Below are 13,521 nucleotides of genomic sequence, written 5' to 3'. Positions count from 1 at the left end.
CTATAATTTTATTATGTAAACTAAATTATATGATAACTCTATTTGTGATAAGGAAAAACGCTTTTTATCATGTTATAATAGAACATTATATTCCATTTAACTATTTGATTAAATAAAATTGGAGGGAAGACAATGAAAAATAAAGAATTATCTCCAGAACAACGTGATGAATTAATAGACGTATTGAAAGACCGTTTTGAAAAAAACATGCATCGACATGAAGATGTTGATTGGGCTAATGTTCAAGCAAAAATTGAAAACAACCCGGTTAAGCTTTGGTCGCTCAGTGAAATGGAACGGACTGGTGGTGAACCTGATGTAGTGGAACATGATCAGAAGCATGATGAGTACATATTTTATGATTGTGCAGCGGAAAGTCCTAAAGGGCGTAGAAGTGTTTGTTACGATCGTGACGCTCTAGAATCGAGAAAAAAACATAAACCAGCAACTAGTGCTATTGATATGGTAAATGACATGGGAATTGAACTATTAACGGAAGAACAATACCGCAAGCTGCAAACTCTCGATAACTTTGACAGAAAAACATCAAGTTGGGTGAAAACCCCTGATAATATTAGAAAATTAGGTGGTGCCATCTTTTGTGATCGCCGCTATGACACGGTATTCATGTACCACAATGGAGCAGATTCCTATTATGCTGCAAGAGGTTTCCGTGGATCATTAAGAGTATAAGTTTTATATAGAAAATAAAAGATAAAAAAGCCTTCTATATCAATAAGAATCAATAAGATTTTTTCATGGTATTGAAGGCTTTTTATATTGATGCTTAACATCTGGTTGGAATAATCAAACTTCGAAAACATCATCAATGTAGGTTTAGGTGAAATAAGAGAACCTTTAAAGGTAAAAGCAAAAGAGGAAATGGGTTTTGAATCATATAATAATAAGTAAGTAATTCTAAATGTTAAAAAAATTTACTAGTTTACATAATACATATTATCGGAAGTTAAGAATGGATTCATCTCAATATCTCAAATGTAAAGTATACTTAAGATATTGAGACAAAATTATTTTTTAAAGATCAATTTGGCTTAAATCTTTCGTTGCTGGACCTTCAATTACTTTCCCATCATATGAAAATCTTGATCCATGACATGGACAATCCCAACTTAGTTCTGCTTGATTCCAGTTACATTCACATCCCAAATGTGTACATGTGGTATCTACAGCGTGTATTTGATTATTGTTATCTTTATATAAGCCAACTGTCTGTCCATCTATTTTTGTTTTCGTTGCTTTATTTTGTTCGATTTGTTCGTATTTTGTGTTCGTTACTTTTCCTTTCGCAAATTCTTTTGCTACATTTGTATTGTAACTAACAAACTTTTTTACATCCGGATCTGCATGAAATCTCCGTGGTTGATATATTTCTTTATATGGATTATTCGAATCTAAGATTACATCTGTCAATAATTGTGCGGCGACCGCGCTATTTGTCATTCCCCATTTTCGATAACCAGTTGCTACATAAACATTAGGGTGTTTCTTGTTTAAAACGCCAATATATGGCACTTTATCTAAGGTTGTGAAATCTTGTGCCGACCACTTATATTTCCATTCTTGAACAGGAAAATGTTTGTTAGCGTATTTCTCTAAGTCACGATATGGATCATCGTCTTCTTTACGATATTGGCCTGTTTTATGTGATTCGCCGCCTAATATCCAGATGTTTTCACCGTTGTGTTTTACATATCGTAAGGAATGCTTTGGTTGATCTATATCTAAGTACATTCCTCCTGGATAAGTATCCTCAGAAGTAAAGGCTAAACAATATGATCTTGAAGGATACATTCTCGTACTATAAAATGCTTGAGCTTCATAAAAAGGAAATTGAGTAGCAACAATCACTTTTTCTGATATAATATTGTATTCTTGAGCAGTTCGAACAATTGTTTTTTCTTGTACATCAATATCAACTGCAGTGGTGTTTTCATAAATTTTCACACCTTTTTTGACCAGATGATTCACGATCACTTTCAAAAATGCTAATGGATGAAATTGCGCTTGATCATTCATCGTTAATCCTTGTTTTACAGGAATTGAAAACGGTAGTTCATCTTGTAATTGACCACTTATTTTTAACTTTTGATAAGCTTCTGCTTCATGTAATAACTTCTTTTCATTTTTACTCTCATTAGTGTATAAAATTGCTTGTTGATGTTCAAAATCGCAATCAATTTTATAATCGTCAACGATTGTTTTGATTAGATTTATTGCATCCAACTGGCTTTGATAATATAGTTGAGTATTTTCTAAACCGATGTGCTCAATTAATTCATGATAAATTACACTATGCTGCGCCGTAACTTTAGCTGTAGTATGTCCTGTGGTACTTTGTGCTAAGCGATTTCTCTCCAATAAGACTACATTGACTCCTTTTTCGCTTAAAAGATATGCAGCAAGGATGCCTGTCATACCTCCCCCAACAATGGTTACCTCAGTTGATACACTTTCATTTAATGCTGTAAATGGCTTAAGGCTATAATTGTCTTGCCATATTGTTTTATGCATGTTCATATCCTTTCTTTTATATGAGTTTTTTTACGGATGTATACACTGTGAGCATTTTGTATTAGCTTTACCCAAGAAGAATGGATTATGAAATTTTTCTACTCTTTGAATTAAAATGGAAAGAATGATAGTATTTCTCTAAGAGGTGATGTTATGAGACGTATACATCTAGTTGTTTCAGGTAGAGTTCAAGGTGTAGGTTTTCGTTCTTTTACTCAACAAGCTGCTGTTGAAAATGATATAGTTGGCTGGGTAAGAAATCTTAATGATGGAGCAGTTGAGGTAGATGCGGTCGGAGAAGATAAAAAGGTAGATCATTTCATAAAAAAAGTGAAGAAAGGCCCTTCGTTTTTTGCTAAGGTAAAAAATATCGAAGTTACAGAATGTGAAGAAGATCATGATTATCAAAAATTCGAAATAGTGTATTAAAAAAACCGCTAGCTGATAGCGGTTTTTTTAATCTTATTTATCCTCGAAAAATTTACGGTTTAATGAAATATATTCATGTTCATTCTCCGGAACTTCATCTTCCATGTAGATTGCTTCAACAGGACAAACTGCTTCACATGCTCCACAATCAATACATATATCTGGATCGATATAAAACATATCTTTCCCTTCCTCTATACAATCTACAGGACATACTTCTACGCATTCTCCTGCTTTTTCTTCTTCACAAGGCGATGTAATTACAAATGCCAAGACGATCCCCTCCTTTAACGATTCATCGTTATGTATCTCTATACATAGTCATTCTATCATAATTTAGAAAGTTCGAATACCATTATAGCTTATTTCATAGAGATTGCAACTAATATTTAATGTCATTTGTTTGATGTTCTTCCCAGATCCGTTCTGTTATATATTCTCCACCAATTCGTTGGATAAGAAATACATCAGGATTAGTAAGGGTCTTCCACTCATGAAAACCAAAATCAACATTGAATTTTTGCAGCATTAATGCAAGTAGATTACCATGTGTTACGATGATAATATTCTCATTTTCTTCGTCTTCCATACATTCTTTTAATAATGCCTCTGATCGAGTATAGGCATCACTCGAAGACTCTCCACCAGGTAATTTAAAATGGAAATTTTGAAAAGACTCTTCTAAAATATCGATCCAGTCATCGATAGGTTGTTCACTTAATAAGCGTTCCTTAAGTCGTTCATCTGTTTCAATCGTTATATTTTGACGAGCTGCAAAAGGTTTAATACTCTCTTGCGCACGTAAATATGGACTAGTAATAATACGATGTATTGGAAAACTAAGGTGTTCTAATTTTCTTGCTAATTCATAAGCCTGTTGATTCCCTTTTTTTGTTAAAGGTGAATCACTATGTTGACCTACTGCATGGCAATGACGGATCATAAGAATTCTTTTCATTTTATCAGCTCCTATGGAGAATCTTTGAAAAGTTTCGTAGTATAAGAATAAGTCTATTATCTATTTATTCCCAACAATTAGCTGGTGTAAACAGGATTATATTTGCTCGAAATAGTCCTTTTTAAAACCGGCTATGCGATTTGTATTATCGATTACAAAATAAAACTCATCTGTTTCATTTTTCACATCATATATTTTTCCTTCTGTAAGTACAGAATTGACTTTGTATTTTTTCGCATTCGTGTGAATACACTTTATTTTCTTTATTGTTTCGTTATTTTCCCAATTTTGATGAATCATGCTAACGTCCCTCCTCTCTTTCAATGATAAACATTAATCGTTGAATATACAAGGATTTCTATTTTAGTTAACATAATATAATTATTGTTCATTTGTTCTCTGGACATACATTTTCTGTAATATAAATGGTAACAATAAGATAATAAAAAGCATTCGTACTAATTGAAGCGAACCTACGATAGCAGGATCTGCACCTGTTTCCCCGGCAGTAATTGCCATTTCCACTAAGCCTCCTGGTGCTAAGCTCAGCATAGCTGTTGAAAAGCTTATTTCAGAAAAGACAGCAAACAAATATCCTAATCCGGTAGAGATTGTAATAATAAGACACGTAAATAAGAAGAAAATCCAAGAAAAATTGCCTGCTTTTTTTAAGTCTGCCATTCTGATAGACAGTCCCAAATGAATACCTATAGATAATTGAGCAAAATGATATAAACTTAATGGTACATCACTTATTGGCATTGATAAAAGTTTTATGACGGCAATAATCAACATTGGTACCAAAACAAATGAAGCTGGAATTTTAAAACGCAATAAAAAGGCTAAGCCAAAAAGAAATATATATATTAGAAATGTCCATCCACTAAACTCTGACGATGGTTCAGGCGCTATCGCTAGCTCCGAATGATTATCAGTGAAAAATAAGGAAGCTAATAATGGAACGATAAATAAGACAGCCATTAAACGAATCGTGTGGAATATAGCCACTAAACCTGTATTAGCTTTCATCGAATCACTCATTGCTACCATCACAGATAACCCACCAGGAACGCTGCCTAAGATACCTGTTGTTTTTTCTATATTTGCATATTTCGCTAAAAGCGTTCCACTTTGAACACAAATAGCTATTAGTAACAGGGTAACAATTAAAAATGGAATAAAATAAGGTATAACCTTCTCTAATGTGCTTGAAGTAAACGTAGAGCCAATTTGAGCTCCGGTAAGTAGAAAACTAATATTCAAGATGGTTTTATTTTGTTCCAAATCAATTTTGGTCATAAAATTGAGTAAGAATACAGCAACCAAGGGTCCTAAAATCCACGGCAACGGAATATATAATACGATAAACAGACCAGTTGTGACCAATGAAACAGCATACATTAACAATAGATAGTAGATAGTTTTGGTCATAATGACGCACATCCTTTAAACGGATCAATCTCTAAATGAGAAAACTTCCCGTTCAGACGGGAAGTTATTTAAACAATGATAGATATTGGTCAAGTCCTTCCTCTTCTAATTTATCTTTTGGAATAAATCGAAGAGCTGCGGAATTGATGCAATAACGCATTCCGCCTTTATCAACAGGACCATCATCAAAGACATGACCTAAATGAGAATCAGAATCCCCACTTCTCACTTCAATACGACGCATACCATGAGAAGTATCCATATTCTCTTCAATTGCATTATGATTTAATGGTTTGGTAAAGCTTGGCCAACCGCATCCTGCATCATATTGATCTTTTGTAGTAAAAAGTGGTTTACCACTAATTATATCTACATAGACACCTTCTTGTTGGTTATTCCAATACTCATTGTCAAAGGGTCTCTCGGTTCCATTTTCTTGCGTTACATGATATTGAATAGGAGTTAGCTTTTCTTTTAAATCTTGCTTAGAAAAAGAGTTTCCCCAATTTCTTTTAATAAAATCCGCTCGACCTGAACCTTTTTTATACATTTGGTAATGGAAACGTTGCTTTTTATAATAATTTTGATGTTTTTCTTCTGCTTCATAAAATGTTTTAGCAGGCAAAATATCGGTTACAATTGGTTTATTAAATTTTCCGCTTTCTTCTAATTGTTGCTTCGATGCTTCTGCTAATTGTTTTTGTTGTTCCGTTGTATAATAGATTGCTGTTTTGTAGGACTCACCACGGTCATGAAATTGACCACCTGGATCTGTTGGGTCAATTTGCTGCCAAAAGAGGTTTAATAGTTTTTTATATGGAAAAACTTCTGGATTAAAAGTGATTTCAACAGCCTCGCGATGGCCGGTTGTATTTGTACAAACTTCTTCATATGTTGGGTTTGGCTTGTCTCCCCCTGTATAACCTGAAACAATTTTTTCAATACCAGGTTGTTGATCAAATGGTTCCACCATACACCAAAAACAGCCACCTGCGAATATTGCTGTTTCTAAAGATTGCTTTGTCATAGAAAAAGCCTCCTAATAAACGATTTACTTTTATTGTGCTCTTCGCAACAAAAAAATGCAAGTGGTCTGTTTTTAATTCTAAATTAGGGAAGCATAAAATTTTCGCGGATGTCTAGCTCTGAACGCCCAAAAACTAGGCGACTTCACGAATCACCCTACCATAAAGAAGACTTGCCGATTGGTGAAACCAGAGGCTTAGTCGCACTTATGCCTTCAGGTGAAAGTCATCATCGGCTCGCTTTTCTCAGTGATTTCTTTATCTCAGTTGATTCTGAAGTCGCTACGTTTTTAACGGACGTTCTGCGCTTTTCTTAAGTTTATTAGATGAAAAGTTTTGGTTGTGAACCCTTTGTTTCTAACTTTTGTGGTGCGGAATTCGTTTGTGTTTGCTTTTTAGATGAAGTTTCTACCTTTTCTTCTATGTTCATTGATTCTTCCTCTTCTACATCATCTTCTACGTAATCTTCATTATTTATATCATTTAAAGCTTTCATCATATTAATTAGTTTTGGGGCATTTTTAATCATTGGACCATATTCTTTTATTAATGGTGTGGCTTGTTGTGCCACTTTTAAAACCTGTTGCACATTATTTAATGTGCCCATTAAATTAGACCCTCCACCAGCAGATGAAGCTACATTAGCCGCTTGTGAAGGAAAAATTCTCTGAAGTATTCCTTGCAGCCCTGTTGGATTTGTCATTTGACTGGGTAGAGGTGACCGTTGCGGAAACCCATTAAGGAATGACTGTGGTGGCATTTGTTGTTGGTTGAAAAAAGGTGGTTGATTTGGTGGTCGAAACATTACTCATTCTCCTTTCCGTATACATGTTGATATAGTCTATGTAAGTAGACCATGATGTGTATAGGCATACCATTTATGACTGGTACATTTTACCGAGAATCGTTTTTTTATCCAACGCAACAAAAATTACAAGGTTTCCATTAGTAGCTGTCTCCGTGTTGTTAAATGTAACAGAATGAACCATGTCTTTATCATAAGTTTTAGGAATGGATTTTTTTATATCGTTATTTATGGGTACTTTTTTTACAATTGAATCCTTTGGGCTTACAGGTATTAAAGCACTTTCTTCATCTGTTAAGCTGTTGAAAGCTATCATCTCTATTGGCAGCTGGTTTGTGGTCTCGGTAGTCGAAGAGAAAGAAACGATTCCTAAAACAATAAATATGGAAAGAAGCCCTATTGTCACAATTAAAAGAAGCTTTTTCATAATTGTCCTCCTTGTGATGAGTAAAACCTAAACAAAAAGTAAAAGAAGCTTTTATTCTACTTCTTACTTTTAGTATTTTATTCACTTCTTGGCCATGATGAGAAATCTTTTAGAATTTGTTCGAATACCTTTAGCATATTGATTACTTTTAATAAATTCAAACAGTATTTCATAGTCCTTATTCTCTTTCCCAAAACTATGAATGATCGGAGTGTTTGTCAGTAAAAATATTAAGTCTTCTGGTCGTTGAAAATATTCGATGGCATCATATTCAAAAGATTGAACTTCAGAAAAACCTGCTTCTTTTAGTTCACGAATATATTTTCCTTTTAATGTTCCATCCGTTTTGTCATAATCTTGCCCACGACTAAAGGCATTTTTTATATTTAATTTATCCGCTTCACTTACTTGTTGTGTCAGAAACCATCCACCAATTTTTAAGACCTTAAATATTTCTGTAGAAGAAAAAGGTGCATGACGACTTGAAACCAGATCAAAAAAACCGGAAGGAAATTGCAAATGATCAGATGACATCTGAAAAAATTTCACGTTCGAAACATTCGAATGCTTCAGGTTTGATTCTGCAGTTTCTAACATGCCATTTGATAAATCGATTCCAATTGATAGCAATAATGAAGATGAAATTCGAATTATATTTTCTCCTCCACCTGTACCTATATCTAAAAGGACATCCGTTTTTTTACTTCTTTTCTGGACTTCATCATAAAAGTTCCACGTAACACCTTCAGAGAAAGACTTTATATTGCTAAAATCCCAACCATTAACTTTTCCGACCTTATTGTAGAAACTTTCATAATCAAATTGTTTCATAACCTAACCGTCTTTAAACTACAAAATATAAAAAAATGCTACTAGTTTTGTATTAGTCAAGCTCGTCTGCTGAGGGTGGTTCGAAGATTTTTATCCATTCTTCTAGTTTTGCTTCAGGAATAATAAAAGTCGCTTCTGGTTTCTGAGCATTTCTAGTTCTTAAACGTTCAAATAGTTCATCTTTTGACATATCGTTATAATGGATTTTAAATTGAACTCCTAGTGTATTAGCTCGAAAACGAAATTCCTCTCGCTCCTTTTTAGTCCAAAATCCAAAATCTAAGATAACATCAACACCAAGAACTAACATTCTAGCTGCAATATCCCACATTAGAGATTCCACCGCATCATGTCTTTCGTTGTGGCTAGCCTCATCCGCTTCAGTCATGTTATATCCAAAATCATGACCTAATCGCGTATGCCATTCATCCGGAGTAAGTCGTAAAGCTGAATGCTTTTTTTCAAGTTTTCGAGCATCTGTAGTCTTGCCACTACAAGGGAGCCCAACCATTAAATGGAGAGTTGTCATGCAGTTCCATCTCCTATTCTTAGTAAAACTAATGAGTCCTTTTGTGAACAACTAAATCTTGTTATGCATTTTTACTTAAATTTTATATTATTAAAGCAAATCATTATTATGGAATAGATACACCAATTATTTGATAATGCTTATGAAAAAATTTTGATTTGTTCATATATAAACTCATATTAAAAGATGAATTAAATCGCTAAGGAATCAGTTAAAAGAATTCACAAACTATTAATTTCCAATTGGACTCCTGCAAAATCCAATTGGAATACCATTTTTATTTAGGATTCTTTTTACATTTGCTATAGCATTATCTTTATAAACCTGCTCCAAAATGTTTTTTATTTTTATTTGTTCTTGCTTACTTACATTTTGCTTCCCTACTAATTTGTGAAACCATTGACTAATTTCAGTTGGAGCAACATTTCCAGCAATTGAAGAAAGTCGATCATATCCATTCAATATCTTTTCTTCTACATTCACTTCTCCACCAGCGTAAAAATAAAACTCTTTTCTATTTATATCATTTTTTAATTGTTCCACTTTTTCTTTATTGCCAGCATCTTTTATGCCAACGACTAAGTCTATTTTACTTAATTGAATAATACTCTTTTCTGATAAATCGAAGCCTGTTCTTCTAGGATTATTATAAATAATTGTAGGTTTATTGCTAAGCTGTATAATACGCTCTGAATATGCTAATGCTTCTTCTTGTGTTGGTATAACATACGGTGGATAGCCAAGCATTACGCTCGATATATTTGTGTGGCGAATTTTTTTAGCTAATTCTTCTGCCTCTTTCTGTCTAATTGAAGCAACTCCAAAAATTATTTCCATGTTACGCAGGAGTTCTTTTTCCAATAATAAACCGTTAATTAACTCAATTTTCTCCTGCAAGTTCAGACTATGTTGTTCACCAGTAGTTCCTGAGATAAGAACAGATTTTATTCCTTGATTATAAAGGTTTCTTACATGACTTATTGTTCCTTGAATATTTAAAGATTCATCTTTTAAAAAAGCTGTGGGTACAGCAATATGAACTTTTTCTGTTAACATATCGTTACCACCTTTATCCATTATATCTACTTCAAACGCATGTTTTTTAAATTGATATACTTCTAAAAGGAAAGGTAATGCAAAGTTGTTATATTAAACGCTAAATAACACTTAATGTAATATAGATCTTATTTTCTTAACTGATTTTATCATATAAGTGCTAAATGTAGTTCAATAAGGAGTACAAATTATCCGTTTGCACTCCCAAAATTGAACTACTTATTGTTCATCAGCGTTTTTTATATGTTTTAAGAGCAGAAGTTATAGCTATGTTTATGAATTAGATTAAAATTAGTTGGAAATAACGTAATGACACATAAATATTTCCTGGGTAAGCGCATGATTTGACAGTATGGAAAAAATTAATGTTGGAATTTGTAAGCTTTTGACTATCTAACCAATTTTAAAGGATGCAGTAGATCCATCTGGAGAGGTTTCTACTACTAATTTGGCTTTTATTTCCTCTTTCAATTGCGCTACATGGGAAATAACACCGATAATACGGTTGTCTTGTTGTAAATCTTTTAAACATTTGATCGCTTGCTCAAGGGAGATCTCATCAAGAGTTCCAAACCCTTCATCGATAAATAGAGTATCTAACTGCACACCACCAGCATGTGCTTGGACAATATCTGCCATTCCCAGTGCAAGACTGAGGGCCGCTTTAAAGCCTTCTCCTCCTGATAATGTTTTAACAGATCTTCTTTTGCCTGTGTAATGATCAAGAACCTCTAAGTCAAGTCCACTTTGAGCTCCGCGTTTTGCGATCTCATCACTGCGAATGAGTTGATAGCGATGATCGCTCATTTGATCGAGACGGATATTTGCCTGTAGTAGAATCTCATCTAAGAAAGTAGATAAAACGAATCGTTCAAATGAAAGTCTTGCTGTATTGTCACCTCTTGCAAGGTCTGCTAACTCGCCAACATGGAAATAGTCATCATTAATTTCCTGCATCTGTTGTTCTATTTTCTTTAGTCGTTTGATCGAGTTCATTAATTGGTCGATATGAATCGAATTCGTCTGCTGTTGTTTGGTTATCTCTTCTTTTTCTTTCGTTTTCGCTTGGATAGCTTCTTCCACGATCGTTAAGTTTGGTTTAGTAGCATCCTTAATCTCATTCTTTAATCTTTTTAATCGGTCTTCCACTAGATATTTCTGTTCGTAGAAGTAATTAATGTCGTTTTCTAATTTTTGCTGTAGTTCACTTGCCAATACAGCTTTCTCATACGACTCAAGCGATGAAAATTGATATTGATCCAGTGCTTCTTTAAATTTAGCTTCTTGCTCTTTGTACTTTTGCTCAGTTTGTACTAAGTAATATTTTGCTTCCTCACACTTGGTCACTGTTGTATTCTTTTGCTCTAACGCTTTCTCATAATACTCTTGTACATCTTTCCAATATTGAAGTGCAGCTTGGACTTCTCCTTCTAATCGAGCTACTTTTTCTTGAAAGGCCTCAACAGATTCAAAATCACTTGGTAATTGTGCTTTTAGTTGTGTATAGGTAGCATCAAGCTGATGAAATTCTTGTGAAAATTGTTGATAGTTTGCTTGTAATTGCTTCAGTTCCACTTTCAAAGGTTCAAGTTTTGTAAGCATTTCTTCTGTTTGTTTTAATCTTTCTTTTAGTTTTTTTAACTCATTCGTTTGGGTCTGCTTTAATTGTTTCTTAGAATGTACTTCTTTTGTTAAGGTTATTGCTAGTTTGCTTAAAGCATCTTCGGATAATTGTTCTTTCCCAAGTTTACTAGTTTTCATTAAGCGAGAGACTAGTTGATTTTTCCCCTCTCCCTGTTCCTTAATCTGCAATAATTTCATTTCCATTTCTTTCGTTTCTTCTTCCAATGAAGCTAATTTTTTTGTTTCTTTTTCTATTTTTTCATCAGATGCAACTTGATCGGGAAAGTTAGCAAGTTTTGGATGATGGTCTGATCCACAGACAGGGCAGGCTTCACCTTCTTTTATTTGTTGTGCAAGATGACTAGCTAAATGGTTTTTACGCTCTACTTCTAATTTTTCACAAAGTTCCTTTTGATCAGTTATTTCTTTCTTTAATTTATCTACTACTTTGTTATATTGCTGGTAGTCTTTTCTCAAGACTAATAAATAATCAAATTCTGCTTGTAATTCTTTTACATTGTCTAACTGATTGTTTAACTGGTCCAGGTCATAAACTGCTTTTTGAATCACTTCATTCGTTTGATGTAGTTGATCCCGAACTTGATAACTTTCTTCTTTTGTTTTTTCTAATTTCGTTATGTTTTGTTCTGTGGTTGACAGTTTGGTTTCGGTTCGTTGGACATTTTTCTTAGCATTTTCCAATTGATTTGTGATGGTTTGGAAGTTATCCAATTTCGATAATAATTGTTTTTGTTCCTTTAGATGATATTGTTGTTGCTCTCGTTTCTTTTCATTTTGCTGTTCATTTGTAAATTGCAGTTTTGCTTTTTCGAAAACTTCTTGCTGCTTTTGTTTTTCTAATTCAAGCTTTTTATAGTTCGTTTGTAGTTCTTGCCATTCTTGTTTTCTAGTAGCCATTAAATCTTCTACTGGTTTTATTTTATCGGCTGTTTTAGCTAATTCTAATCGTTGATTCTTTTGGTTTATGTCTTGTTGGCTTGCTTCGAATTCTTTCTGTTTCTCGATTTGTTGTGCATACTCGTTAAAATAATCGACGAGCTGTTTCTGGTGATAATATTTTTCTTGTAAGGAGTTTAATTGCTCTGCGACATTGTTCAAATTCTTTTTTAAGTTGGCTCTTTGTTCATCAAGCTTTATTAATTGATGCTCTAATTGCACCTTAACTTTTTGATCTAATTCTTCATCGACATACCCTTCAGGTAATTTATCTTTTTCCTGGTTCCATTGCCATTCTAATTTTTCCATTTGTTCTTTTAGAGATTTTGCTTTGTCCTTTAATTTTTCTGTGATATTTTTATAAAAATAAGTTCGGAATATTTTTTGTAAAACTTCTTCTCGTTCCTTACTATTTTCAGAGATAAGCCTTCTGAATTCTCCTTGTGGAATCATGATCATTTTCTTGAATTGCTCATAATCAAGACCAATCATTTCTTCTATTGTTTCATTTACTTCTTTTATTTTTGACACAAGCAATTCCCATTGATTATTTTCGTCCTGACGATAGAGACTCGCACTTGCCACTTCTTCTGTATACCCCTCTCCTCTGGCTTTTGGTTTTTGTTGCTTTGGGCTTCTTGTTATACGGTATTTTTTTTGGTGCAACTTAAAGATAAACGTAACCGTTGTAAGTTCAGATAAAGGGGCAAAATGACTGCGGAATGCGTCTTGATCGCGATCAGTCCCACTAGCTTTTCCATATAAACTAAAGCAAATAGCATCAAATATCGTTGTTTTCCCTGCACCAGTAGGTCCTGTGACTAAAAAAATCGGTTCATCACCGAGTTCGGTAAAATCTATGCGTTGTTTGTTTTTATATGGTCCAAATGCCGTTAATTCAAGTTCTAGAGCTCGCAT

The 13,521-nt window shown here is 33.7% G+C and carries 14 protein-coding genes; 2 read left to right on the top strand and 12 right to left on the bottom strand.

The window, feature by feature from the left end; translation table 11 throughout:
• Positions 1-132: 132 nt before the first annotated feature.
• Positions 133-693, top strand: a complete 561-nt coding sequence (locus BN3107_RS10860) for a DUF4256 domain-containing protein (RefSeq protein ID WP_058307642.1) — start codon at positions 133-135, stop codon at positions 691-693.
• A 342-nt stretch (positions 694-1,035) separates the two neighbouring features.
• Here the strand turns inward: BN3107_RS10860 and BN3107_RS10855 are convergent, their stop codons facing one another.
• Positions 1,036-2,532 (bottom strand): FAD-dependent oxidoreductase, encoded by a 1,497-nt coding sequence (locus BN3107_RS10855; protein ID WP_058307641.1) that lies wholly within the window; start codon positions 2,530-2,532, stop codon positions 1,036-1,038.
• Between the two features lie 153 nt (positions 2,533-2,685).
• Between BN3107_RS10855 and BN3107_RS10850 the strand changes: the two genes are divergently transcribed.
• Positions 2,686-2,961: an acylphosphatase gene (locus BN3107_RS10850; protein WP_058307640.1), complete on the top strand. Its 276-nt coding sequence runs from the start codon at positions 2,686-2,688 to the stop codon at positions 2,959-2,961.
• Between the two features lie 33 nt (positions 2,962-2,994).
• Here the strand turns inward: BN3107_RS10850 and BN3107_RS10845 are convergent, their stop codons facing one another.
• The 11 genes from BN3107_RS10845 to BN3107_RS10795 form a co-directional block, all read right to left on the bottom strand.
• Complete coding sequence (locus BN3107_RS10845) at positions 2,995-3,234, bottom strand: indolepyruvate ferredoxin oxidoreductase subunit alpha (protein ID WP_058307639.1); 240 nt, start codon at positions 3,232-3,234, stop codon at positions 2,995-2,997.
• A gap of 109 nt (positions 3,235-3,343) precedes the next feature.
• Entirely contained in the window at positions 3,344-3,919 is a 576-nt protein-coding gene (locus BN3107_RS10840; RefSeq protein WP_058307638.1) for a histidine phosphatase family protein, read from the bottom strand.
• A 96-nt stretch (positions 3,920-4,015) separates the two neighbouring features.
• Complete coding sequence (locus BN3107_RS10835; RefSeq protein WP_058307637.1) at positions 4,016-4,219, bottom strand: DUF6501 family protein; 204 nt, start codon at positions 4,217-4,219, stop codon at positions 4,016-4,018.
• Between the two features lie 81 nt (positions 4,220-4,300).
• A complete protein-coding gene (locus BN3107_RS10830; protein ID WP_058307636.1) occupies positions 4,301-5,350 on the bottom strand; it encodes an AbrB family transcriptional regulator in 1,050 nt (349 codons plus the stop codon).
• A gap of 64 nt (positions 5,351-5,414) precedes the next feature.
• Complete coding sequence (msrA, locus tag BN3107_RS10825; RefSeq protein WP_058307635.1) at positions 5,415-6,377, bottom strand: peptide-methionine (S)-S-oxide reductase MsrA; 963 nt, start codon at positions 6,375-6,377, stop codon at positions 5,415-5,417.
• Positions 6,378-6,697: 320 nt separating this feature from the next.
• The gene (vrrA, locus tag BN3107_RS10820; RefSeq protein ID WP_058307634.1) at positions 6,698-7,180 is read right to left on the bottom strand and encodes a VrrA/YqfQ family protein; all 483 of its coding nucleotides are present in this window, start codon (positions 7,178-7,180) and stop codon (positions 6,698-6,700) included.
• Positions 7,181-7,253: 73 nt separating this feature from the next.
• Positions 7,254-7,607: a hypothetical protein gene (locus BN3107_RS10815; protein ID WP_058307633.1), complete on the bottom strand. Its 354-nt coding sequence runs from the start codon at positions 7,605-7,607 to the stop codon at positions 7,254-7,256.
• A gap of 81 nt (positions 7,608-7,688) precedes the next feature.
• The gene (locus BN3107_RS10810) at positions 7,689-8,438 is read right to left on the bottom strand and encodes a class I SAM-dependent methyltransferase (protein WP_058307632.1); all 750 of its coding nucleotides are present in this window, start codon (positions 8,436-8,438) and stop codon (positions 7,689-7,691) included.
• Positions 8,439-8,490: 52 nt separating this feature from the next.
• Positions 8,491-8,967 (bottom strand): AAA family ATPase, encoded by a 477-nt coding sequence (locus BN3107_RS10805; RefSeq protein WP_058307631.1) that lies wholly within the window; start codon positions 8,965-8,967, stop codon positions 8,491-8,493.
• A 231-nt stretch (positions 8,968-9,198) separates the two neighbouring features.
• Positions 9,199-10,023, bottom strand: a complete 825-nt coding sequence (locus BN3107_RS10800; protein WP_058307630.1) for a dihydrodipicolinate synthase family protein — start codon at positions 10,021-10,023, stop codon at positions 9,199-9,201.
• Positions 10,024-10,416: 393 nt separating this feature from the next.
• Entirely contained in the window at positions 10,417-13,521 is a 3,105-nt protein-coding gene (locus BN3107_RS10795; protein WP_058307629.1) for an AAA family ATPase, read from the bottom strand.

This window comes from Gracilibacillus massiliensis, from assembly GCF_001458115.1.
GTDB lineage: Bacteria > Bacillota > Bacilli > Bacillales > Amphibacillaceae > Gracilibacillus > Gracilibacillus massiliensis.
Note: the sequence above shows the minus strand (reverse complement) of the source record. Positions and strands in the feature narration are given on the sequence as shown.